The following is a 24,329-nucleotide window of genomic DNA, read 5'->3' as shown; positions in this document are numbered from 1 at the left end:
ACGACTACAGTCCAGACTTCAAGCCCGAGCGCGAGCCCAAGCCTGAAACCGATGCCGATATCGATACTCAAGGCGGTTAGAGGAGACGGTCATGTCAAAAGAACAGGACGAAGAACTCAACGACCCCGGCAACGAAGACCCGGGATCGCTGATGGACGATGCCGAAGTGCCGCTGAAAGAACCGGATGACGCGACGCAGGCCGGCAATGCCGAAAACCCTGAGCCTGCTACCCCGTAGCGACAGCCGAACGCAAGCCAGGCTGCGTCGGTGGTACATCTCACCGCCTATGCAGCCTGGCCCGTGCCCATTACAGCTCAGCCCTGAACAAGTTGGACACGTCGGACGAGTCTGCTGACAGCTGCGCTCTGAGGGTATTGTTCAGTTCCACCTCATCGAAGACTGAAATTTTATACTCGGGCAGCGCCGGGTTATTGCCATAGTGCGGCAACAGGTTTTTGGTGCGACCGGACCTTAATGTGCTCTCCAGCGCAGCACTCATTTTTGCTTGCGAGTCAAATGTAGCCTTTCCGAAGTTGGGGTCGAAATAGAACCACTGCTTTTTGTCGGGGGTCTTCTCCACGCCAGAGGTAATGCCATTTTTGGCGCTACCGGACTTTATTGTGCTCTCCAGCGCGGCACTCATTTTTGCTTCCGAGTCAAATGTAACCTTTCCGAGGTCGGGGTCGAAATAGAACCACTGCTTTTTGCCGGGGAACACTTGTACGCCAGCGGTAATGCCATGCCCGGGGCCATTGATCAACAGCGTCGTCGAACTGTTTGCCCTTTCCAACTTCGCAATAATCTCGGTGTAGGGAACTTGCAGTGACGCCCTATCAAGATGAAATTTGTTGCCCAGTACGCTTTGTAGTTCATCCAGCTGCTTGCGGAACTTAGGAACACGGATTGCCCTGTGTTGTTCCAGCGCGGCTTTTTGCGGGTTGATTTTTTGCATCGCGGCAATTTCGTCCGGGGTGAGCGTCGGCACCATGGCGTTGTACAGATTCTTGATGAAGATCTCTTGCTTGCCCTGTTTGACGGCCGTAGCCATCACGTTCGACAGTGCCGCGCATTCGCCCTCTGAGAGCAGCGCGGCCTGGCTGAGGTAGAAACCCTGGGGCAGTGGTGTTGCCTTGCCCCCCGCGGCGGCTATTTCGGCGTTGAATACGGCGTAGTTTTCCAGGCTGACTTTGATCCTGCGTTTCTCCATATACCTGACCAGATGACCTAACTCAGCGGGGGTACGGCCTGGCGCTGTCGCCAGTTCGGCCAGCTGATTGAGGGTCAAGTCGTCCGAGAAACCTGTAATCCCGACGGGTTTGTCCGCGTCCCCCCCGGCCGTGGACGCAGTAGGGGCAACGCCGTCATCGGACTTCTTGTACTCAGCCGGGTTACCTTTGTCATATCCCTTCTTATAGGCAGCCGATTGAGCACCGCCTTTCGCGGAACCCACCTCTACTTCCAATCGTCTGGGGAGAATTTCGAGATCGCTTATTCGTCGGGCCAGGCTGCCAAGTTCTTCCGCCGAGCGACGTTCAGCCACGGCCAGGCGTTTCAGGTCATCCACTTTCAATGTCGGTGAGTAGCCATAGATTGCCTCAGGCTTACCGTTGTTCAGCCCCTTGAGGTAGGCAGCGGGTGAATTATTCTCGGCCTTGGTGATCGTAGTCAGGTATTCCTGGCGGAAGTTCGGGTTGTCCGCCGCCGGTGCGACGATGGACGCTATCATCTTTCCATACCAGCTATCGGCTAACGAGATTTTGATTTCCCCTTCAAACGCGACGACCTTGGGCTTGAAGTCGCTGAGCGCCGGACCATACGGGCGTTGGGTATTGGGGTCATACTTGTACCATTTGCCGTTTTGAAACACGGCACCACTGTCGGTGGCCCGGCCTGCTAGCTTGATAGAGCCGATGGCGGCAGCATCATGATTTTTACTGGCGGCTTTCAACAGATCGTAGTTGCCGGACGTGCCTTTGAGCATCTCGACTGCCTTGGTCATTCTGGACCAGAAAGTGTCTTTGCCGGCGATGGCCTGCAAGTTGTTCACATCGTTTGAACCGGGCGGGGCAATGGCAAAGTCATCCAGAGCCTTGCCGTACATTTGCTGGGTGCGCGGATCAAAGGCATGCCACTTATCTGTGGCTTCATCGTATTTGGCCAGGACATTACGTTGAGAGGCGCCATTGGCTGCTTTGTAGGTGCCTTCAGCAATATCCGGCTTTTTTGCCAGGCTAAGCAAATTCACACTGCGGTAAGAGCCGCGTAAGTGTTTAACACCCTTGTAGCCTGCGGTGATGGCTTTACGGCCTGCATGCAAAAGCCCACGTCCCAGATCGTCAAGACCGCTGACCGGGTTAAGCGCGCCAACGGCGGCGCGCCCGAGGATCTTGCCCACCTGGAGTGCCTTGGACAGTACCGAGGCGCCAGCAGCCAAGGCTTTCGCGCCCTTGATTGCCGGCCCGAGAGCCATTATAAAGCCGAAGATATCAACGGCCAGATCGATGATGCCGTCACCAATGTTGCCCGCGTTGAAGTTCTTGATGGCCGACCGGAGCGGGATCAGGTTCAGCGCGATCTCTGTCAGAATTTCATGGGCCGGTACCTCCGTCTCGAAGGTCGTTGCGCCCTTGGCGTATGTTTCCACCGCCGGCAGGTCCATATCCGCAATCATCGCATCGACAATGTATTGGGTCCTTGCGCTGCTGAAGCTATTGAATGCCCCTTGCGCGCCTTTTTTTTCATCCGCCAGGCCAGCAGGGTGCTTGCCTTCGGGCGCGATCACATCGAACCGCTTACCTGGATGAAGAGACAAACGGGCTGTGGGCGGGTATTCCTGGTAGGACTTGTCCGCATGCTTGGTGATCGTGCCTTTCAGGCGGTCGATTTCATACGTCATGACCTTGCCGTTGCGCTGCGTTTCGATCAACAGCGCGCCTTCGGTCACTCGCTTGGGATGGTCCTTGAAGCGGTAAACAATTTCCCTGCGGATGGTTAGCTTGCCAAACTCCAGATTCTCCCGGTCTTCTCGCGGCAGGGCTGAAATAAGCAGTTTGAGCTGCGCGGACGTGGTTTTTTTAACGGCGTTGGCGAACACCGGGAACTGTTCTTTAAATGTTGTCAGGGGGCGCGGCAGGTCGTGAAGCTTTGCCAGGACATCAGAAACGTTTATCTCGCTCGATGAAGACACCCAGGTTGCAGGTTTCCCGTCCGGCTTAATAGCGACCTGACCCAGGGTTATCGCGGCTACAACCGCGCGACCGGCGGGGCCCCAATTATCGGCAGAGTCAGGCGTGCCCAGCAGGCATCGCCCATCGATATACATATCCAATATCGAGTAGGGCCCCGGGAAATACCGGCTGGAGGGTTGCAACGTGATGCATTTTTTCTCGAACAGGGCCGGGTCCATCTCTGGAATGGCCTTTTTCAGTTGCGCCAAGGCCAGGGCTTTGGTACTGGGCATCTCTGCGAGGCGCGTTTCGGAAGCCTCTTTGAGCTCGCGAATCTGCGTACTGAAGGCCTCGCGCACGGCCTTTATTGCCGCTTCCGTGACCGGATAGCTCATGCCGTTGGCGACACCCCAGTCCTTGATCGCCTCGCTCTGTGCCGCGTATTCGACCTGGCGTTGCGCTTCGGAAATCGGCGCGTTATCGGCTTCAAGCATGATTTGCGCATAACTCATCCCCGCCGTCGCGCCTGGCGCTGTTGCTTCAATGCGTGCGACCGCCGTGGTAAAGCTGACCCAGTTGTGGGCTCCCACGCGAACCTGGTCCGGAATATCCTTGACCAGGAACTCCGGTGCTCGGCTGGCCAGCAGAAGATGAGCGCGGATCTTGGCTTTTTGCGGCGATGATGCGCTGCCGTTGGTGACCAACTGATCCTCCAGCGCCTTGATGATTGCCGAAGGTGAATGACCGAGCGTGTCCGCTGAGACCAATCGATAACCTTCAATGTAGCCCGGTGAGGTGTTCGTTGATTTGCCAGCGTCAGGACCGCTCTCGACGTTCAAGGCCGCCAGCAGCCAGTCGGCGGGACTGCCTTTGACGCCGCGGGCCTCGAACGCGGCTTGGAGGGCATTACCTAATGCCACGCCTCTGGGTGAATGAATCAGTGTGTCAATCAAGCGTCGCGGGTTACCTTGCTCCTCGGTCGAGATCGGCCTGTTGTTAAGCAGGTAGTCCAACACAGTGCCAAACGGGCTCAGGGTGATCGTGCCTATTTTACCTGCGCGTATGTCCGCCCTCAGTTGTTCCAGGTTGTCTTGGGCCAGCGGCTCGGGCCAGGCGAGCGCGCCCCCCAGGTTGCCATTGGCGGGGGCCTTGGACTGTGGGGTGGCCAGGGAGGTTGCCAGGTTCACCAGTTGTTCATGACTGGTGGGGATATCACAGTCATGATCCCGCAGCAGTTGTAGAAGGGGCGCCTGTTTCCATTTGCCTTTACTGGGGGACTGATAGGTACTGTCGGAGGAAAGATCGACGAGCCTGCTCTTCAATTCATCCTCGATGCGCTCGACCAGTACGCTGCCATTCTCTACGGACGCCGCCAGGTGACGCAGTTCCGTGACGATCTGGTAGCGGTTGAAAATATCCCCCAATAACGCCTTATGATCCTGAAGCGCACTGTCGCTGCGCGATTCGATCAACCCTGCCGAGGTGATGGGATCGAGTGGATTAAAGCCTTGGGCAGGGGTTATTTGTGCGGCACGCGCACGCATCGCGGGGGCCGTCAGGCCCAACGGCTCATTGTAGAACTGCCCCACCAGCGTCCATGGAACCGGTTCATCGAGAATTGTCGCGGGCGGTGTGAACGGGGTATCGGGGCGACCCGCACAGATGACGCGCGCGGCCTGCAGGATCGGCCCGCTGATCGCCGCCCATTCTTTGTCGTCCTGGCTGACCGTGTGCAGCGTATGTGTGGGATCGAGCGCATGCTTTTGCGTAAAAGAGATCTGACCGAACTGCGGATTGAGCGTGATCGATTGAGGGGCGATCCCTTTCTTTCGAATCCATTGAAGGACCTCAGGCGACTGGAAAGCGCTTTGCAGTTGTGCCCAGAACAGGCCGAAGGTGGAGGCAGGCGCAACAGAGATCTTGATATCTTGCCCCCCATTGGCGGCGCGCAGCAGTGCCGCGCGATACTCCATCGCCAATGCTTGATCGCCCTCGGTGCGGCGGGCTTCAGCCGGTGCAGGTGGGGAGGGCGCCTCATGCTTTTGCCGGGCGACGTGTGAGGCGGCAAGCAGGGGCTGTGGGGCGGGCATGCGAGGTCGCGAGGGTATCGGGCTGGATAGGCTGTTCATGCGCTGGGTCGCTTTATGAGGAGAAAGGTGTCTCGGGCTATCCATTTCCCGCAGCATTGCACCTAGGTAACTACCACCGCCAAGTTGATTCCGCCGTTCGCTCACGGGGTGGTTACTTCATATGTCTCCTCGGCGCGCAAGTCGTGGCAGTCTGCGCGTCAGATGTCGCCCTCAAAAGAGGGTTGTATGAGTTGACCGATGACAGCTTCGTAGGCACGTCAAGTATCGGACGCGCCTTGAATGGCGCTATTGAGTTGAGTACCGCGCCGAGGCGCTCCAAAAGAAACCGCGCCAAGGTTTTCACCGGCAGCGATCGGCTGAACAGATGCGCCTGGATCTGATTGCAGCCGGTCGCTTTAGAACCCCGGTTGGTCCTGAGTTGCCACGCCTTCGGTGACCACCCGCAGTCACCGTTCGGCGCGCTCCCGGGGCGATGTTTAAAGCGTTTTGCTGCTGATCACCTGGGTACTGTCATTCGGATCGATCACGCTATGGAATCCCAAGTCACGGGTCAGGTCGCGCAACCGGGAGTTGGTGGCCCCGTCGATCGTGTACATGCGTTTGAACCCGTTGGCGCGCGCCGCCTTTATCAGGTGCTGCATCAGGATGTACCCCAGGCCCAGTTGTTGCCAGTCATCGGCCACGGTGACCGCGCATTCGCATTCGTGCTCCTTGGCTGCGGCGTAGCGAGCCACGCCGATCTCGATCAGCTTGCCGTTGTCGTGCACCAGGGCGATAAAGGCCATACGGTGCTGATTATCGACATTCATCAACTGATCCATGAGGCGCTTGCCGGGCTCGTTGATTTCACCCAGGAAGCGCGCGTGCCGCGACTCGGGGGACAGGTTCTTGATGAAATCGAATTCGCGCTCTCGATCGGCGGCGGTCAACGGACGTATCAGCACGTGGCGGCCGTCTTTGAGTTCGTCGATCCAGTGTTCGTGGGGGGCTGCCTCCTTATAGGCGGCATCGGCTTGCCTGTTGTGTTCTGCGAGGGTGGGCATGGCATGACCTCCAAAGGTTGGACGGGATTGAAACAGCGTCTTTTCCATTGGTTTGTACGCCTTTACCGACCGTTAAAGCTGACCTGGATCAGATCAGCATCACTCCGGCCCATGCCGATGACAGCCGGCAATAAACCTCTTGAGTTGCGGCATATCGAGAATGTCGACATTGCGAGCGCTGATATGCACCAGGCCCAGTTTGCGCAGTTGCGCGATACTGCGGCATACCGTCTCCAGGCGCAGGCCCAAGTAAGAGCCGATTTCTTCGCGTCTCATCCGTAATACAAAAGAGCGGGATGAATAACCGCGCGTACTCATGCGCGCCGATAGATTCAATACAAACGCGGCCAGTCGTTCATCGGCATTCATATTGCCCATTTGTAATAACATACTGTGATCACGCACTATTTCGCGGCTCATGATCTTGTTCAAGTTATGTTGCAGCGATGGAATCTGGCTGGCCAGCCGTTCAAGTTGGTGGAAGTGAATCGGACACACTTCGCTGTCTTCCAGGGCCACGGCATGGCAGGCATGCTGCTCGGCGCTGATGGCGTCCAGGCCGAGCATTTCCCCGGCCATCTGGAAGCCGGTGACTTGTTCGCGACCGTCCAGGGAGACAATGCAGGTCTTGAAAAAGCCGGTTCGCACGGCGTAGAGCGAGCGCAGCGGGTCTGCGGTGCGATACAGCGAGGCGCCTTTTTTAACTTTGACCCGTTGGGGAATAAGTGTATCCAGGCGGCTCACTTCGCTATCGTTCAGACCGATGGGTAGACACAACTCTAGAACACTGCAATTGGCGCAAGCTGTCCTTAAATTTTGCGTTTGTACAAGTATTGGTGTCGACTTCATTTGAAAAAAGCCTCTTGCACACGTTTGGGTTGCCTAGATAACACTAAACAACACGTGATGAAAAAAGCTAGGTGCAAGACTTATATATTTAGGAAGTTGGCCAGCTTTGAATGCCTGGCGTTAGGCATGATATTCAAATGAATGGCTTTGGCGCGAAGTACCCCCGCGACGAACGGTGCCGCGGGGGAGGGCAAAGTGCGTGTGATCAATCAACGATTTCGGGCTTCACCATCCAGACGCTGCACGGCATCTTGTACAACAGCGATTCGGCTGTACTACCCAGTAAGCGCGACAACCCGTGATGGCCGACCCGCCCCATGACAATCACATCGACATTGTAGGCATCGGCGTAGCTGGACAGCACTTTCGCCGGGTTGCCCAGGATCATATGGCGCTGTGCTGGCGGGATCCCGTTGCGCGCGGCCAGGTCATTGAAGGCCTGCCCCTGTTCGTCGAACAAACGCTTGGCTGCGACCGACGAGAAGAAGCCGGCGCCGCTGCCAAACCCGTACTCCTGGGCGCCCAGGTCGGACAGGTCATGGGCGTACACCACTTCCACCTCGGCATCGCAGGCGGTGGCCAACTTGACCGCTTCATGCAGGATGCGGTCGTTAAGGTCGTCATAGTGCTCATTGCGATGGAACGGGTCCACGGCGGCCACGATCTTGCGCGGCAAGGCATGTTGCGCACCGCTGACAAAATGCAGGGGCACCGGGCATTCGCGAATCAGGTGCACATCCAGTGGCGTGAACATCAGCCGCGACAGCAGCGACTCATGCTCCAGCGCCTTGATCACCACAGCCATCGGCTCTTCCTTGAGACGCACCAATATCTCCTGCAGCGGGCGTTCCACCCAGGCCACCTCGGTGGTGACCGTCAGCCCGAGATTGCGCAACGGCCGGGCCTGATCCTCCAGCCATTGATGATGACGCTCGACATAGCCAAGGCGCATTTGCTCCAGCGCCTGTTCATTGACCAGGCCGGCGGTGGCCAGGCCTTCCAGGTAATCGAACGCCAGGATATGCAGCGCGGCGCCTTCGGCCTTGGCCAGGGCAGCGGCCCTGTCGAAGGCCGGACTGTGCTCCATCAATGGCGAAACCAGCAGCAAGTAACGGGCTTGAGTGGACATGGGCAATCTCCCTTGGGTAAGCGGCGGATAGCAGCGGGCAATGGTGCCTGCCTGACATCATCGCGCGGGGCGCCAGTGGCGGTTTGACTTGCATCAAGTCGCCTTGAGCCGGGGCAGGGAGAACGATGCGCGGTCAGGGAACACGATCAATCAGGGGATTGTTGATCATGATCAACTTGCGCAGCGCATTCGCGGCGCAGTCTGGTCGCCAATCAGGCTTTTCCGGCCCAGGAGGTCACAGCATGGCAACCATCAGAGCAGCTGTCTTCGTTGAAAAAAACCGCATCGTCCTGGACGACAAACCCATTCCCGAAGTCGGTCCGTTGGACGCCTTGGTGCGCATTACCACCACCACCATCTGCGGTACCGACGTGCATATCCTGCGCGGCGAGTACCCGGTCGCCAAAGGCCTGACCGTGGGCCATGAACCGGTGGGCGTGATTGAGCGGCTGGGGTCCCAGGTTCGCGGGTTTGTCGAAGGCCAGCGGGTGATCGCCGGCGCCATCACCCCCAGCGGGCAAAGCTACGCCTGCCTGTGCGGGTGTGGCTCCCAGGACGGGCCCGATACACGGCATGGCTTTCGCGCGGCGGGGGGCTGGAAATTCGGCAATACCCTCGACGGCTGCCAGGCCGAATACGTGCTGGTCCCCGATGCGCTGGCCAACCTGTGCCCGATCCCCGACGGTTTAAGTGACGAACAGGTGCTGATGTGCCCGGACATCATGTCCACCGGGTTTTCCGGGGCGGAGCGCGGCGAGGTGAGCATTGGCGACACGGTGGTGGTATTCGCCCTGGGGCCGATCGGCTTGTGCGCGGTGGCGGGGGCACGCCTTAAAGGCGCATCCATGATTATCGGGGTCGACGGGGTCAGTGAACGCATGAACGTCGCCCGCAGCCTCGGCGCTACCCATATCGTCGATTTCAAGAAAGGCAATGTGGTCGAGCAAATCATGGCGCTCACGGACGGCCGTGGGGTCGACGTGGCGATCGAAGCCCTGGGCACCCAGGGCACGTTCGAGTCGGCCTTGCGCGTGCTGCGCCCCGGTGGGCGCCTGTCCAGCCTGGGGGTGTATTCCAGTGACCTGCACATTCCCTATGACGCCTTCAGTGCGGGGCTGGGGGATTACAGCATCGTGTCGACCCTGTGCCCCGGCGGCAAGGAGCGCATGCGCCGCTTGATGGCCGTGGTTGCCATCGGCGGGGTGGACCTGTCGCCCCTGGTGACCCACCGCTTCAAGCTCGACGATATCGAGGCGGCCTATGAGCTGTTTGCCCATCAACGCGATGGCGTCATGAAGGTCGCGATTACTCCCTGAAGGCGCCTGGGGGCGCCAGCCGAGGCCAAGGATGCTGATCACCATCACACAACAACAGGCGCCGCTGCGCTGGACAGTACATATGGACGCCTGGTTCGTGCATTTCACCAGCCTGGCCGCAGCCGAAGACTTCGTGCACCGCCTGCGGGCACGGCTGGACGCACCTCATCCCTGGCCAAGCGTCGCCGCGCCAAGGGGCACCACAGGTTCTGCACCGGCTTTGATTCGCACCGGCGGGTATGGATGACGCACACCCTCGACCTGGCCGGTGCCGCTGCGGCGCTGGGTATCGGCATGCTGATCGGGCTTGAGCGCGAACGTCGCAAGGGGCAGGGCGAACTGCGCGCTTTTGCCGGTTTGCGCACTTATTCCATCACCGCGTTATTAGGCTATGTGACGCAGCAAGTCGGTGGCGGCCTGTTGTTGGGGCTGATCGCCGGCTGCCTGGCGGTGATCGCCAGCACGGCGTACTGGAAGAGCCAGGATAAAGACCCGGGCATCACCAGCGAAGTCACCTTGCTCATGGTGCTGGTATTGGGCGCAGGGTGTGGGGACGCCCCCGAACGGGCTATCGCCATCGGCGTCGTCGTCGCCGGTTTGCTGGCCTACCGCGACAAACTGCATAACTTTGCCCGCATCCAATTGACCGACATCGAAATGCGTGACGGGCTGTTGCTGCTGATCGTGGCGCTGGTGGTGTTGCCGCTGGCGCCGGATCGCTTTATCGGCCCCTATGGTGCGCTTAACCCGCGCACTATCTGTACCTTGACGGTGTTGTTGATGGCGGTAGGGGCGGTGGGCCATGTGGCGGTGCGCGCGCTTGGGCCGCGGTATGGCTACGTCGTGGGCGCCATTGCTTCGGGGTTCGCTTCCAGCACGGTGACCGTGGCCGCCATGGGCCAGATCGTCGCCAAGGAGCCGCAGCACCTGCGCACCCTCGCGGCAGCGGCGATTTTTTCGAATATTGCCACCGTGACCCAAATGGCGCTGATCCTCGGCGCCGTGGAGCCAAGGCTGCTTTCGCAGATGGCCTGGCCGCTGCTCGCCGGGTTTGCCACCACCGCGTTGTATGGGGCAGCCCTGATGCTGCGCGCGCCGACGACAGCGGCCAGCCAAATCATCAAGGTCGGCGGTGCATTCGACCTCAAGCTGGCGCTGATCATGGTCTTGACCCTGACCGGCATTACCTTCCTGTCGTCAGTGATGCTCCATCACTTCGGCCAGGTGGGGGTGATGTTGACCGCGACCTTGAGTGGTTTCGCCGACGCTCACGCGTCCATCGCCTCGATTGCCGCCCTGGCCACCAGCGGCCAGTTGTCCCTGGAGGCTGCGTCCATTCCGATATTGCTGGTGTTCAGTTGCAACGCGCTGAGCAAGTGCCTGGTGGCCTGGGTCAGCGGCGGCCGCACATTCGCCGCCTACGTGATCGCCGGGCAAGTGCTGCTGACCGGCGCAATGTGGCTGGGCACACTGCTCAGGTAACGTGCGCGCGCACCGGGATCTCCAGGGTCGCTCGCAGGCCACCGGTTTCCCGGTTTTCGAGGCGCAGCCGCCCCCCCAGGCGCTGGGCGATGGTTTGTACGATCGTCAGGCCCAGGCCCGCCCCCTTGGCATTGCCGCGGCTGTAAAACCGCTCGAAGAGCCGGTCGCGCTGGGCCTCATCGATGCCGGGGCCCTGGTCGTCGATGGTCAGGGCGAAATACTCGGCGTTTTTGCACAAACCCACGGTGATCACCCCATGTTCCGGGGAGAAATTCGCCGCGTTGGTCACCAGGTTGGTCAAGGCGATATCGATCGCGCCGGCGTCGGTCGTCACCTGGTACGGCGCATCGTCGACCTCGAACACCAGTTCCAAGTCCTTGCTCAGCAACCAGGGGGTCAACTGGATCAGGGTTTCACGCACCGTTGTCGCCAGGTCGATCGCCTGTACCGCTGGCTGCCCGGCGCTCGGTTCCAGGCGTGCCATGGTCAGCAACTGGTTGACCAGGCGGCTGGTGCGGTCGACACCGGCGATCAGGAAGGCCAGGGACTCGCGCCGCTCGGTTTCGGTGCCGGCTTCCAGCAGGTTTTGCGCATGCACCCGCAATACCGCCAGGGGCGTGCGCATTTCGTGGGCGGCGTCGGCAATAAAGCGTCGCTCGCGACCCAGCATGTCCTGGATTTGCGCGAGCATACGGTTCAACGCCGCCTGCATCGGTTCCAGCTCCATGGGCAAGGGCGTCAGTTGCATCGGTTCCAGGGAACCGGAATGCCGTGCACGCAAGGTGGCCGCCATGTCGGCCAAGGGCTTGAGCCCCCAGCCAATCGCCAGCCAGACCATGGCGGCAAGGATCAGGCTGCCTAGCACATTCGGCCACAAGGTATGCCGCACGATGCGCTGGACCAGATCGGAGCGCACATCGTCGCGCTCGCCCACCCAAATGCGCAGGCCATTGTCCTTGTCCTTGAGCACGAAGCCGCGCCATTGCCGGCCATTGAGGTCGTCGATATTGCTGTAGCCCGGTTGTTCCGGGGGCGTGGCGAATGACGGTGAACTGGCGGTAAACACCAGCAGTTCGCCCTGGGGGCTCCACACCTGGAAGGCAATCTTGCTTTCGTAAGGGTGCCCATCCACCTTGGGCATGGCTTCGCCCAAGGCTTTGTTGAAGGCGCGATACAGCTCCGTCTGGTCTTTGCTCGCCAGCGGCATGCTCATGACGCCCTGGAGCAGGCGTGCGTTCTGCGCCAGTTGCGCATCGTAGACTTCGGCGATTTCGTGATTGCTGTCGTGCAGGTTCAGCACACTGATCACCAGCAATCCGGCGAGCATCAGGCCGATGATCAGGGTCAGGGTGCGCCGCCGAATCGAGGTCATCCGCGCTCCTCCACCAGGTAGCCGACGCCGCGAACGGTGCGGATCAGTTCGCTGGAGAACTTCTTGCGCAGGTGATGGATGTGCACCTCCAGGGTGTTGCTTTCGGCTTCTTCGTTCCAGCCGTAGAGCAGTTGCATCAGCTGGTCACGGGTCATCACGCGGCCTGGCGGCGACAGCAGTTCGTGCAGCAGTTGATATTCCTTGGGCGTGAGCAGCACCGGTTCACCGTGGTAGCTGACTTGTTGTGTGCTCGGGTCCAGGCAAATGCCCGCGTGTTCGATCATCACCCGCGCACGTCCGGCGCTGCGCCGTAGCAGGGCACGCAGGCGCGCCTTGAGTTCGGCCAGGTCGAAGGGCTTGATCAGGTAATCGTCGGCGCCGGCATCCAACCCGGCGATGCGGTCTTCGGTGGCGTCCCGCGCCGTGAGGATCAGCACCGGCAGGTTCGAGCCGCTGTCACGCAGGCGTCGCAGCACCTCCAAGCCATCCATGCGCGGCAGGCCGAGATCGAGCACCACCACGTCAAAGGTTTCGCTGAGCAAGGCATGCAAGGCACTGCTGCCGTCTTGCAGCCAATCGACGGTGTAGCCCTCACGCACCAGCGCCTGGTGAATACCTTCACCCAATGCCACGTCATCCTCGATCAGTAATAGGCGCACGCAGACTCCTGTCAGTTGAGTTTTTTGTTGATGTCGGCCAGCACGCTTTCGATCTCTTTGCGCCGCCCGGCATCGGCGGTTTCCCGACCCGGCCGGGGGGCGGCCAGCAGGGCTTTTTGCAGGGCATCACGGGCTTCGCCATAGCGTTTTTGCCGGTACAGGTGGTCACCCCAGAAGTACAGACTATCAATGCCCGCCGGGTTCAGTTGCAAGGCCTGTTTGAGCAACTGTTCGGCCTTGTCGGCATCGCCGAAGCCAATGGGCCAACCGGGGACGCGATCATACAGGGCCGCCAGGCTGGTATAGGCCGAGCCTTGCAGGGCCTTGGGGTCCAGGGCCAGCGCTTTTTCCAGGTCGACCTTGGCCGCCTTGACCTTGCTCAACGCGCCGAGCCCGCCCTGGGCACCGGCCCAACTGCTGGTGACAATCCCCGACCAGATCCACGCCTCAGCAGCCTGGGGGCGGGCCTGGGTGAAGGCCGTTGCCTGGGTGGCCAATTGTTCGAACGCCTGGGTTCGCTGCTCTTCAGGCAGGTTGTATTGGATCTGGGCCCAGCGCGTCTGGATGTCGTTCAGGCGTTGCTGGTCAGCGGCCTCCAGCGCCCAGGTCAAGGGGCTCAGGGCGGTGAGCAGCAGCGCAACGAAAAGTCGTTTCATGGTTTCAGGTCCTCATTCTCGGGTTTGTCGCTCAAGCGGCGTACCAACGGCAGTTGTTTGCGCAAGCCTCGGTCGACCAGGTTGGGCAGCAGGCTGTTAAGGCGCACAAAGAAACGCTCCGGCCAGCCCAGGTACAGATCGCGACGCTCGTTGGCAATCGCCTGGATCACGGCTGAAGCCACGGTGTGCGGGTCGTCGACGTTGGACTTGAGCGCATCGTTCAAGGCTTGCGCGGCGGGGCTGTTCATCTTGGTATGGGTGGCGCGCGGGGCGACGTACAGCACCCCGACGCGGGTATCGGCCAGTTCCCGGCGCAGCGCTTCAGAAAAGCCGCGCAAGGCGAACTTGGTGGCGCAGTAGGTGGCATAGCCGGGGTAGCCGATGGAGCCGTAGGTAGAGCCGACGTTCACCACCATGGCGCTTGGCGCCTGCTTGAGCATGGGTAACAGCAGCTTGGTCAGGCAGATGGGCGCCGTGATGTTCAGCGCCAGCATCCCGTTGATTTCGTTGTCGTCCAGTTGCTCCAGCATCGCGAAGTGATTGATACCGGCGGCGTTGATCAGCAGGTTCACGCCGCCGATGGCTTCGGCGGCGGCCAGCACTTTGCGCCGGTCGGCGAGAAAGGTCAGGTCGGCGCTTACCCAGCACAATTGCTGCGGATAGCGTTCAAGCAAACCTTCCAACGGCCCACGATGACGGGCCACGGCCAGCACCCGCGCGCCACTGGCGCAGAGGGCGGACACAATCGCCAGGCCAATCCCACCGCTGGCGCCGGTCAGCACCACGCGGGCGTCAGACAGGCGCATGGGAAGCCTCCCCAAGGCGCGGCAGGCTGCGGAACATATCGGTGTAGAGCGCGTACACCACCTTGGATGCGCGGATCACGGCAGCCTGGTCTTCAGGATCATCCAGGCTGTTCATCAAGCGGCGGTAGGTTTCCATGTGGCCGATGTCCAGGGAACCGTGGGAGCTCAGGTAGCTGAACGCGGTGGCCGGCAGTTGCAAGCGATCGCGGATGCTATCGGCCGCATGGGTGGCCAGGGCGATACTGGTGCCTTCCAGCACGTTGACCATGCCGAACAGGCCAACCGGGTTGTCACGGGCGATCAGGTCATAGAGGTAGCTGACCATCAATTCGATGGGCAACCCAGGGCGCCCATCGCGTACCGCCGCCTTGTCGCCGCCACAGGCGGCGATGTCATCCAGCACCCATTGCTCATGGCCATATTCATCTTCGATGTAGTCGCAAACGGCCTTGCGCAGCCATTCCAGGCGCGAGGGCAAGCGCGCGCCGCAAGCCATCATCAACGGCACGGTATGCCGTACGTGGTAGTAGGCCTGGGCCAGGAATGCGCGATAGCTTTCCAGGCTGACCTTGCCTTCCATGGCATCACGGATGATCGGCAGGTTGAACAGTGCGTGACGTTCCTGTTGGGTGGCTTCTTGCAGCGAGTCGAAAAAATTCACGATGAGGTTTCCTCGTTGAGTGCAGGGGCAAGCGGGGCTTGATAACGGGCGACGATGGCGTCGCGCCGTGGCCGGCCATTGGCGGTGAGCAAGCCATTGGCGGCGGTGAAGGGTTCTGCCAGGCGCGTCCAGCGATGCACCTGGGCGTAGTCCGGCAGGCTGCTATTGGCCTCGGCCACGGCGGCGGCCAGTTGGGCGTCGCTGCAGTCGGCGCGATGGGGCCACAGCAGGGCGTGGTTCTGCGGCAGCGCTTCGCCGTACACGAACGCCTGGGCGATGACCCCGCCCTGGGTCAGCTCGGCCTCGACCCAGTCCGGGTTGACGTTGCGCCCGTAACTGGTGACGAACTGATGTTTCTTGCGGCCCTTGAGGTAGAGAAAACCGTCTTCGTCGAAGGCGCCCAGGTCGCCGCTGGGCCACCATTGTTCGGGCTGGCCGGGCTGGCCCAGGTAGCCGAGCAGGGTCGATCCCTTGATCAGCACTTCACCGTCTTCAGCCAGGCGGATTTCCACGTGGGGCAGGGGCCGGCCGACACTCCCCGGCCGGTTGGCCTCAGGGCGGTTCAGGCACACCACCGAAGCGCATTCCGAGAGCCCGTAGCCTTCGTACACCGGCATGCCCAGGTGGTGCGCCCGTTGCAACAAGGCCTTGGACACACGCGCACCGCCGACCGCGGCGAAGCGCAGCCCCAGGGGGCTGAATGCCTTTTGCTCGGCGGCGATGACCAACATCAACAGTAACTGCGGCACCAGGATCAGGCTGTGGGGCTGGCGTGCCGCCAGGCAACCGAGCAATTGCGCTGCGTCCACCGCGCTGGCGCCCTGGATACCCAGGCTCTTCTGGCTGGGCAGGCTCAAGGTGGCGCCGGCATACAGCGCGGCGTAGCAACCGAGGTTCTCCAGCAAAATCGCAATGGGTAACAAGGCCAGGTGATGGCGTGGGTCGGTGACGTGGCTGGCCTGGTACAACTCACGGGCCACCCGCAACAGGCTGTCGGCGCTCAGGCACACGCCCTTGGGCGCCCCGGTGGTGCCGGAGGTGAAGGTCAGCTTGGCGGTAGCCGATGGCATCGAAGGGCGGCCTTCAAACGTACGGCACCAGAATTCGCCGGATTGGCGGTAGCCACTGGCGAGCAGTTCAGCCTCCAGGTGGGGCTCGGCGAGCACCCGCTCAGCGTGGCTTTGTTGCAGGCAGTGGGCGCGCTGTGCCGGGCTGAAGAACGGCGGCAGGGTCAGGCAGGTCAGCCCCTCGAACAGCACCGCCAGGTCCCACAGCATGGCCTCGACGCCATTGTCCAAGGCCAGGGCGACCACTTTCACGCCTTCGTCGCGCAGGCGTTCGCGGCGGTACTCGACTTCGGCGAACAGTGAGGCGTAATCCATCTTCAAGGTGTCGCCCCACAAGGCGATAGCACCGTCATTGCGCTCGGCGTAACCGCGAAGCACGGCGTGGAAGCGGCGGGTTTCAGGCGACATGGCTGGCGTCCTCAATCGTGGTAGGCAACCCCAGGCGTGAGAACAGGCCCATGTTGCGCAAATGGATAAAACCGGCGCGGATATTGCCGACATGCACCCAAGGTTGGCTTTCGTAGTAACTGCCCCAGTGATGGCGGTCATCGCCCAGGCGCTGCGGGTCGGCGGCGCACAGGGTGACCGGCTTCAAGCCGAGGCGGTGGAAGCTGTTGACCAGGCCGATATTGCCGGTGAACGCCACCCACTCCAGGCCACCCATGGCCAGCAGCCAGGTGATGGCGATGATGCTCAGGCGGGCGCTGCCGGTATCGCTGGCGGCCAGGTTGCCGACTTCGGCAATGGCCCCGCGCTCCACCGGTTGGTCGGCGGCGGCACTGATCAGTGGCTCGATCGGATGGTCCAGGTAACGTTCCAGGAACAACGGTTCTGCGTTCGCCAGGCGCACCCCGGCGACGGCACACAGTTCACCGTTGGCCTGGCTCACGCCAAACAACTGCGGCATGAAGTGGCGGATATCGGCGCCGTGGGCAATGCGAAAACGCTGTTGGATAAACGCCTCGAATTCCGCGCGCTGAGGGTCTTGGGGCAGGGCACGGGCGAGGCATAGCGGCGTACTGTCGGCCTGGCCAAACAGCAGCGGCAAGCGATCGCTCCAATCGATGTCGGGCATTGGCGATACGTCTCCCAAGTGAAGTTGGGTGGAGTATCGGAGGCATTTCTTAACGAAGTCTGAAGGTGGTGAAAATGATCGATCGGCCGATCTTCAGACTGCCTTAAGACTTCGCAGGCAGGGTGACGCCGACGCTTCGAGGCCGAGACCGGCCACCCTTCCTGCATAAGGCTCCTTTCCCATGACCGAAAACCAGATGACAACGCGCTACGCAAGGCTGTCGATGAGCCTGCACTGGCTGATGCTCGCGCTGTTCGTTGGCGTGTACGCCTGTATCGAAATCAAAGGCCTGCTGCCCCGCGGGCATGCGCTCAAGGGCGTGTTCCTCGGTGGCCATGCGCTGTTCGGGATTGGCATATTCGTGCTGGTCTGGCTGCGTCTGCTGGGACGCCTGGCGCCACGCCCGCCGATTGTGCCGCGACCGCCCGCCTGGCAAACGGCTGCATCGCACCTGATGCACCTGGCGTTGTACGGCCTGATGATCATCACGCCACTGCTGGCCTGGCTGATGCTCAATGCCGCAGGCAAGCCGGTGCCGTATTTCGAGTTCGGCTTACCCACGCTGGTCGCACCGGACCCGGACCTGGCCCGGCAGTTCAAGCACTGGCATGAGTGGCTGGGCAGCGCCGGCTATTGGTTGATCGGCCTGCACGCGGCGGCGGGGTTGTTCCACCATTACTGGGTGCGCGATAACACCCTGGTGCGCATGCTGCCGAAACGCTACAAAGGCTGAAATTGCGATTAAAGTGCTTGATGAAACGTTTCTTCTAGCGACAAACGGCGCACGCAAGCGCTTGCGTAAGTAAATGTATCTGATTAGAGTCGGTGGCAATCGGCTCTGATCCAAGGGGTCGATAGACAAAAATAATAAAACCAGGAGCTCAGTCATGAGCCTTGAACCCTTGCTTGAGATGCAGGGCATCAGCAAAACCTTCAACGGTTTGCGTGTGCTCAAGAATGTCGGCCTGAAGGTCTACCCCGGCGAAATCCACGCCTTGATGGGGGAGAACGGTGCCGGCAAATCGACTCTGATGAAAATCCTCTCCGGCGCCTACCAGGCCGATCCCGGCGGCGAAATCCGCATCGCCGGCCAGCGTGTCGCCACCTTCACGCCCGCCACCGCCAAAGCCCTCGGCATCGCCGTGATCTATCAGGAACTGAGCCTGTGCCCGAACCTGAGCGTGGCCGAGAATATCTACCTGGGCCGGGAACTGCGTCGTGGCTGGACCATCGACCGCCAGGGCATGCAGGCCGGTTGCGTCGAGGTGCTGCAACGCCTGGGCGCCGAGTTCACCCCGGCAACCCAGGTCAGCAGCCTGTCGATCGCCGAGCGCCAATTGGTGGAAATCGCCCGCGCCTTGCATGCCCATGCCAAGTTGCTGGTGATGGACGAGCCAACCACGCCGCTGTCGTCCCGCGAGACCGACCGCCTGTTCGCGCTGATCAAGCAACTGCGTAGCCAGGGCCTGGCGATCATCTATATCAGCCACCGTATGGCCGAGATCTACGAGCTGTCGGACCGCGTCTCGGTGCTGCGCGACGGCCAATACATCGGCGAATTGACCCGCGACGCGCTGTCGGCCGAGGTGTTGGTGAAAATGATGGTGGGCCGCGACCTCTCCGGTTTCTACAAAAAGGAACACGCGGCCTATAACCCCGGCAACGTGGTGATGCGCGTGCGTGACATGGCCGATGGCAAGCGCGTGCGCAATTGCAGTTTCGACCTGCATGCCGGTGAAGTGCTGGGCATTGCCGGTTTGGTCGGTGCAGGGCGCACCGAACTGGCGCGACTGATTTTCGCCGCCGACCCGCGCACCTCCGGCACCCTGGAAGTGGTGGGCGAGCGCGTGACCCAACTGCGCAACCCGGCCGATGCGATTCGGGCCGGCGTGGTCTACCTCACCGAAGACCGCAAGGCCCAGGGCCTGTTCCTCGACATGAGCGTGGCCGACAACATCAATGTCTGTGCCTGTGTGCCCGACGCCCATGCCGGTGGCGTGCTCGATCGCCGGCATGCCGCGCAACGCTCGAATGACGCGATCAAGTCACTGTCGATCCGCGTGGCCTCGGGCAAGGTCAATGTGGGGGCGTTGTCCGGTGGCAACCAGCAAAAAGTCTTGCTGGCGCGGCTGCTGGAGGTCAAGCCGCATGTGCTGATCCTCGACGAACCGACGCGGGGCGTGGACATCGGCTCCAAGTCCGAGATCTACCGCATCATCAACCAACTGGCCCAGGCGGGCGTCGGCATCGTGGTGATCTCCAGCGAATTGCCGGAAATCATCGGCACCTGCGACCGTGTGCTGATCATGCGCGAAGGCCAGTTGGTGGCCGAAGTCGGCGGGGCTTCCGGCCACGTCATTTCCCAGGAACGTATTATTGACCTCGCCACTGGTGGCGATCAGGTGGTTGCCCATGGCTGATTCACACAACACGATGACCCTCCCGGCTGTCGGCAAGGCCGAACGCGTCCGAGGGCTGATGCGCACGGTCGGCATGCTGCCGGTGCTGATCCTGCTGCTGGTGGGCTTTGCCCTGGCCAGTGAAAACTTCCTGACGATGCAGAACCTGTCGATCATCACCCAGCAGGCGTCGGTCAATGTGGTGCTGGCAGCGGGCATGACCTTTGTGATCCTCACGGCGGGCATCGACCTGTCGGTGGGGGCGATCCTGGCGGCGTCGGCCGTGGTGGCGTTGCAGGCGTCGATGTCGCCGCAGTTCGGCATGTTCGGTATCGCCGCCGGTATCGGCTTTGGCCTGTTGCTGGGCCTGGTCAACGGCGGGCTGATTGCCTTCATGCGCCTGCCGCCGTTTATCGTCACCCTCGGGGCCTTGACCGCCATGCGCGGCCTGGCGCGCTTGCTCGCCGATGACAAGACGGTGTTCAACCCCGACCTGCCTTTTGCCTTTATCGGCAATGACTCGATCCTCGGCGTGCCGTGGCTGGTGGTGATCGCCGTGGCGGTGGTGGCCCTGTCGTGGTTCATCCTGCGTCGCACCGTGATGGGCGTGCAGATCTATTCGGTGGGCGGCAACCCCGAAGCGGCGCGGCTCTCCGGAATCAAGGTGTGGAAAGTGCTGCTGTTTGTCTATGCCATGTCCGGTGCGCTGGCCGGGCTCGGTGCGGTGATGAGCGCCTCGCGCCTGTTCGCCGCCAACGGCCTGCAACTGGGGCAATCCTATGAACTGGACGCGATTGCCGCCGTGATCCTCGGCGGCACCAGCTTTACCGGCGGGGTCGGCACCATCGGCGGCACATTGATCGGCGCCCTGATCATTGCGGTACTCACCAATGGCCTGGTGCTGCTGGGGGTATCGGATATCTGGCAGTACATCATCAAGGGCATCGTGATCATCGGCGCAGTGGCGCTGGATCGTTATCGCCAATCCGGTGCGCGCACCTGAATTCACTCATACAACAATCACAAGAGAGACCCGCATGAACCTTAAACATCTGTTCCCCGTCATGGCCTTGGCCGCCCTGATGTCCCAAGCCGTTGAAGCCCGCGAGCTCAAAGCCCTCGGCATCAGCATGGGCTCGCTCGGCAACCCGTATTTCGTGACACTGGCCGACGGCGCAACCGCAAGGGCCAAGGCCCTGAACCCCGACGTCAAGGTGACCTCGGTGTCGGCCGACTATGACCTGAGCAAGCAGTTCTCGCAGATCGACAACTTCATCTCGTCCAAGGTCGACCTGATCCTGATCAACGCCGTCGACCCTTCTGCCATGGCCTCCGCGATCAAGAAAGCGCGCGACGCCGGGATTGTCGTGGTGGCCGTGGACGTGGACGCCAAGGGCGTGAATGCCACCGTGCAGACCGACAACGTCGAAGCCGGCAAGCTGGCCTGCCAGTTCCTGGTGGACAAGCTCAAGGGCAAGGGCAACGTGATTATCCAGAACGGCCCGCAAGTCACGGCGGTGACCGATCGCGTCAAAGGTTGCAAGGCCGCCCTGGCCGCGGCACCCGACATCAAGGTGCTGTCCGACGACCAGGACGGCAAGGGCTCGCGCGAAGGCGGCCTGAACGCCATGCAGGGTTACCTGACCCGCTTCCCGAGCATCGACGGCCTGTTCGCGATCAACGACCCGCAAGCCATCGGCAGCGACCTGGCGGCCAAGCAGCTCAAGCGCAGCGGCATCATCATTACGTCGGTGGACGGCGCGCCGGATATCGAACATGCGCTCAAGACCGACACACAGATCCAGGCATCCGCCAGCCAGGACCCGTGGGCCATGGCGCAGACAGCGGTGAACATCGGCAATGACCTGCTCAATGACAAGGCCCCGGCCGAAGCGGTGACCCTGCTCACGCCCAAACTGATCACCCGTGACAACGTCGGCACCTACAGCGGCTGGTCGAGCAAACATTGATTCATTGAGAGGAACGGCGCCGTGGTCACCATGGATGACGTCGCAAGCAGGGCGGGGGTGTCGACATCGACCGTGTCACATGTGTTGAACGGCACCCGCAAAGTCAGCCCGGCCACGGTGCAGGCGGTACAGCGCGCGATCCAGGAGTTGGGGTACATCCCCAACACCCTGGCGCGCTCGCTGGCACGCTCGAGCACCAGCACGATCGGCGTGGCGATCTCGGCGCTGTCCAACCATTACTTCAGCGAGACGGTGCACGCGATTGAAACCGAGTGCGCCAAACACGGCTACATGATGCTGTTCGTCGACACCCATGATGACCCCGAGCAGGAGCTGCGGGTGGTCACGGCGCTGCATCACCGACGCGTCGACGGCATTGTGCTGGCGCCGTCGAACGGCTCGCTGGCCCTGGAGTACCTGAAGGCCAACGAGATACCGGCGGTGCTGGTGGATCGGATGATGAGCGAGCACTTTGACCAGGTCGGGGTCGAGAATACCCAACCCACTCAGGCGCTGATTGAGCACTTGATCGCCCATGGGCATCGCCGGATTGGGTTTATTGCCGGGCGTACGGGGTTCAGCACCACGGATGAACGGGTCGCCGGTTACCGCGCCGCCTTGCACGCGGCAGGGCTGGCGTTTGATCCGCAGTTGCTGGTCAATGGCGGTTCCAACAGCGAGCCGGCGCGCCAGGCCACCGTGCAATTGCTGGGCCTGTCTGCGCCACCCACCGCGATCATGGCCGGCAATAACCTGATGACCCTCGGCGCGATGCACGCCTTGCGTGACGCGCAGCTCGAAGTGCCAAGGCAAATGGCCCTGGTGGGCTTTGATGATTTTGACTGGGCGGACTTTTTCGTGCCGCGCCTGAGCCTGATCGCGCAGCCGGTCAAGGCCCTCGGCGCCCGCGCGGTCGACCTGTTGCTGCAACGTATGGCGTCGCCTGACGCTCCACCCCAGAGTGTGCGCCTGGCGCCGACCCTGCAGTTACGTAACTCCTGTGGCTGTCATTGATTGGAATAACACACGCATGAACCGTCCTGTTTCCCTCGGCATCGACCTGGGCACCTCGGAACTCAAAGCCATCCTGATGGACGCCAGTGGTGCGGTGCTGGCCCATGCCGGCGTGCGCTTGAGCGTGTCGCGGCGGCACAGCGGCTGGTCAGAACAGGCGCCGGAAGACTGGTGGCAAGCCTGTTTGCAGGCGTTGGCGCAACTGCGCGGACACGAGGCGTTTACACGCGTGGCCTGTATCGGCCTGTCGGGGCAGATGCACGGCGCGGTGTTGCTGGGGGCGGACAACCGCGTGTTGTGCCCGGCGATCCTGTGGGACGACTCCCGCGCCGTGGCCGAAGCCGCGCAACTCGGGAGCGGCTTTGCCGACGTCACCGGCAGCCTGCCGATGGCCGGGCTGACCGCGCCGAAACTGCTGTGGCTGCAACAGCATGAACCCGAGGTGTTCAAGGCGATTGATTGCGTGCTGTCGCCCAAGGATTACCTGCGCCTGCGCCTGAGTGGCGAGCGCATCAGCGAGATGTCCGATGCGGCGGGTACGTTATGGCTGGATGTGGCACGGCGGGAATGGTTTTCCCCGATGGTGCGGGCGACCGGCCTTACGCCTGAGCAACTGCCCAGGCTGGTGGAGGGTGGCGCGGCGAGCGCTTTGTTGACGGCCACGGGACTGGGCTTATCCACTGACGTGGTGATTGCCGGGGGCGGTGGCGATAACCCTGTCGCAGCGGTCGGCATTGGCGCGATCAACGCCGGTGATGGCTTCATTACCCTGGGCACCAGCGCAGCGATTGTCGCCATCACCGACCATGCGGCCGGCAACCCGGCCAGCGCCGTGCATAGCTTCTGCCATGCGCTGCCCAATCGCTGGTACACCATGGGCGCGATGCTGGCTGGCGCCAGTTGCCTGCGCTGGGTGACGCGACTGACGGGGCATTCAGATGAACAAACACTATTGGACCAGGTGCAGGCGCAGTTGCCCATCGGGCAGCCGGTGCCTTTGGACACACCGTTGTTTTTGCCGTACCTGGCCGGCGAGCGCACACCCCACAACGATCCCTTGCTGCGCGGTGGTTTCATGAACCTGGGTCACGACTGCACACCGGCGATGCTCGGGTATGCGGTGATGGAGGGGGTGGGGTTTGGTTTGCTCGACGCCTTGCATGCGGTGCAATCGACCGGCGCCAACGTGACCTCGTGCGCCTTGGTGGGCGGCGGTGCGCGCAGTGAGTATTGGGCGCAGTTGCTGGCCAATATCCTGCGGCGTGAAATCTACACCTTGCACGGCAGCGAATTGAGCGCTTGCGTGGGCGCGGCGAAGCTGGGGTTCCTGGCGATAGGGCAAGGCGCCGCACTGTTGGAAGCGGGCATGCCGGTAAAAGCGCGGTACACGCCTGACCTGATACAGCAGCCGGTGCTGGAAGCCCGTTATCGCAAGTTCCAGGGGCTGCTGACCGCGGCAAAAGCCCTTCACGACTAATACGGTGCTTGTTGTGGCGAGGGGGCTTGTTGTGGTGAGCGGGCTTGTTGTGGCGAGCGGGCTTCCTGTGGCGAGCGGGCTTGCCCCGCGTTGGGC

Annotated in this window: 21 protein-coding genes; 10 read left to right on the top strand and 11 right to left on the bottom strand. The window is 61.7% G+C overall.

What is annotated here, in order from left to right; translation table 11 throughout:
• The first annotated feature begins 91 nt into the window (after positions 1–91).
• Positions 92–238: a hypothetical protein gene (locus ACODSV_RS30975; protein WP_190300932.1), complete on the top strand. Its 147-nt coding sequence runs from the start codon at positions 92–94 to the stop codon at positions 236–238.
• 70 nt (positions 239–308) lie between these two features.
• Here the strand turns inward: ACODSV_RS30975 and ACODSV_RS30970 are convergent, their stop codons facing one another.
• The 4 genes from ACODSV_RS30970 to ACODSV_RS30955 form a co-directional block, all read right to left on the bottom strand.
• Complete coding sequence (locus tag ACODSV_RS30970; RefSeq protein WP_150055031.1) at positions 309–5,258, bottom strand: hypothetical protein; 4,950 nt, start codon at positions 5,256–5,258, stop codon at positions 309–311.
• A gap of 476 nt (positions 5,259–5,734) precedes the next feature.
• Entirely contained in the window at positions 5,735–6,301 is a 567-nt protein-coding gene (locus ACODSV_RS30965; RefSeq protein WP_150095236.1) for a GNAT family N-acetyltransferase, read from the bottom strand.
• A gap of 99 nt (positions 6,302–6,400) precedes the next feature.
• Entirely contained in the window at positions 6,401–7,150 is a 750-nt protein-coding gene (gene fnr, locus ACODSV_RS30960; protein WP_069076118.1) for a fumarate/nitrate reduction transcriptional regulator Fnr, read from the bottom strand.
• 205 nt (positions 7,151–7,355) lie between these two features.
• Complete coding sequence (locus tag ACODSV_RS30955) at positions 7,356–8,279, bottom strand: universal stress protein (protein ID WP_150095235.1); 924 nt, start codon at positions 8,277–8,279, stop codon at positions 7,356–7,358.
• A gap of 242 nt (positions 8,280–8,521) precedes the next feature.
• Between ACODSV_RS30955 and ACODSV_RS30950 the strand changes: the two genes are divergently transcribed.
• Genes ACODSV_RS30950 through ACODSV_RS30940 form a run of 3 tightly spaced genes read left to right on the top strand, consistent with a single transcriptional unit; the run spans position 8,522 to position 11,077 of the window.
• A complete protein-coding gene (locus tag ACODSV_RS30950) occupies positions 8,522–9,595 on the top strand; it encodes an NAD(P)-dependent alcohol dehydrogenase (protein WP_150055028.1) in 1,074 nt (357 codons plus the stop codon).
• Positions 9,596–9,626: 31 nt separating this feature from the next.
• Complete coding sequence (locus tag ACODSV_RS30945) at positions 9,627–9,842, top strand: hypothetical protein (RefSeq protein WP_069076120.1); 216 nt, start codon at positions 9,627–9,629, stop codon at positions 9,840–9,842.
• Entirely contained in the window at positions 9,839–11,077 is a 1,239-nt protein-coding gene (locus ACODSV_RS30940) for an MgtC/SapB family protein (protein ID WP_150055027.1), read from the top strand. The genes ACODSV_RS30945 and ACODSV_RS30940 overlap by 4 nt, the downstream gene beginning before the upstream one ends.
• On the opposite strand, the gene ACODSV_RS30935 is transcribed toward ACODSV_RS30940, so the two are convergent.
• From ACODSV_RS30935 to ACODSV_RS30905, 7 genes are read right to left on the bottom strand one after another with little or no spacing between them, the layout of a single operon-like run.
• Entirely contained in the window at positions 11,070–12,449 is a 1,380-nt protein-coding gene (locus ACODSV_RS30935; RefSeq protein ID WP_150055026.1) for an ATP-binding protein, read from the bottom strand. The two genes, ACODSV_RS30940 and ACODSV_RS30935, sit on opposite strands and share 8 nt — an antisense overlap.
• Positions 12,446–13,108 (bottom strand): response regulator, encoded by a 663-nt coding sequence (locus ACODSV_RS30930; RefSeq protein ID WP_150055025.1) that lies wholly within the window; start codon positions 13,106–13,108, stop codon positions 12,446–12,448. Before ACODSV_RS30930 ends, ACODSV_RS30935 begins: the two co-directional genes overlap by 4 nt.
• Before the next feature lie 11 nt (positions 13,109–13,119).
• The gene (locus ACODSV_RS30925; protein ID WP_102623319.1) at positions 13,120–13,764 is read right to left on the bottom strand and encodes a tetratricopeptide repeat protein; all 645 of its coding nucleotides are present in this window, start codon (positions 13,762–13,764) and stop codon (positions 13,120–13,122) included.
• Complete coding sequence (locus tag ACODSV_RS30920) at positions 13,761–14,570, bottom strand: SDR family oxidoreductase (protein WP_069076123.1); 810 nt, start codon at positions 14,568–14,570, stop codon at positions 13,761–13,763. The genes ACODSV_RS30925 and ACODSV_RS30920 overlap by 4 nt, the downstream gene beginning before the upstream one ends.
• Positions 14,557–15,231 (bottom strand): iron-containing redox enzyme family protein, encoded by a 675-nt coding sequence (locus ACODSV_RS30915; RefSeq protein ID WP_150055024.1) that lies wholly within the window; start codon positions 15,229–15,231, stop codon positions 14,557–14,559. Before ACODSV_RS30915 ends, ACODSV_RS30920 begins: the two co-directional genes overlap by 14 nt.
• Positions 15,228–16,706: an AMP-binding protein gene (locus ACODSV_RS30910; protein ID WP_150055023.1), complete on the bottom strand. Its 1,479-nt coding sequence runs from the start codon at positions 16,704–16,706 to the stop codon at positions 15,228–15,230. The genes ACODSV_RS30915 and ACODSV_RS30910 overlap by 4 nt, the downstream gene beginning before the upstream one ends.
• Entirely contained in the window at positions 16,696–17,373 is a 678-nt protein-coding gene (locus ACODSV_RS30905) for a thermostable hemolysin (protein WP_024075547.1), read from the bottom strand. Before ACODSV_RS30905 ends, ACODSV_RS30910 begins: the two co-directional genes overlap by 11 nt.
• Positions 17,374–17,554: 181 nt before the next feature.
• Between ACODSV_RS30905 and ACODSV_RS30900 the strand changes: the two genes are divergently transcribed.
• The 6 genes from ACODSV_RS30900 to xylB all read left to right on the top strand — a co-directional run bounded on the left by ACODSV_RS30900 (position 17,555) and on the right by xylB (position 24,233).
• Entirely contained in the window at positions 17,555–18,106 is a 552-nt protein-coding gene (locus tag ACODSV_RS30900; RefSeq protein WP_069076126.1) for a cytochrome b, read from the top strand.
• 154 nt (positions 18,107–18,260) lie between these two features.
• Positions 18,261–19,793, top strand: a complete 1,533-nt coding sequence (locus ACODSV_RS30895) for a sugar ABC transporter ATP-binding protein (RefSeq protein ID WP_024075545.1) — start codon at positions 18,261–18,263, stop codon at positions 19,791–19,793.
• Positions 19,794–19,806: 13 nt separating this feature from the next.
• On the top strand, positions 19,807–20,775 hold the full coding sequence (locus ACODSV_RS30890) for an ABC transporter permease subunit (RefSeq protein WP_093235470.1): 969 nt from the start codon (positions 19,807–19,809) through the stop codon (positions 20,773–20,775).
• A 34-nt stretch (positions 20,776–20,809) separates the two neighbouring features.
• A complete protein-coding gene (locus tag ACODSV_RS30885; protein WP_024075543.1) occupies positions 20,810–21,742 on the top strand; it encodes an ABC transporter substrate-binding protein in 933 nt (310 codons plus the stop codon).
• A gap of 21 nt (positions 21,743–21,763) precedes the next feature.
• Positions 21,764–22,756, top strand: a complete 993-nt coding sequence (locus ACODSV_RS30880) for a LacI family DNA-binding transcriptional regulator (RefSeq protein WP_150055022.1) — start codon at positions 21,764–21,766, stop codon at positions 22,754–22,756.
• Between the two features lie 16 nt (positions 22,757–22,772).
• Positions 22,773–24,233, top strand: coding sequence for a xylulokinase (xylB, locus tag ACODSV_RS30875; RefSeq protein ID WP_150055021.1), 1,461 nt, complete (start codon positions 22,773–22,775; stop codon positions 24,231–24,233).
• The last annotated feature ends 96 nt before the right edge of the window (positions 24,234–24,329 follow it).

Source organism: Pseudomonas sp. FG86, assembly GCF_057808775.1.
Note: the sequence above shows the minus strand (reverse complement) of the source record. Positions and strands in the feature narration are given on the sequence as shown.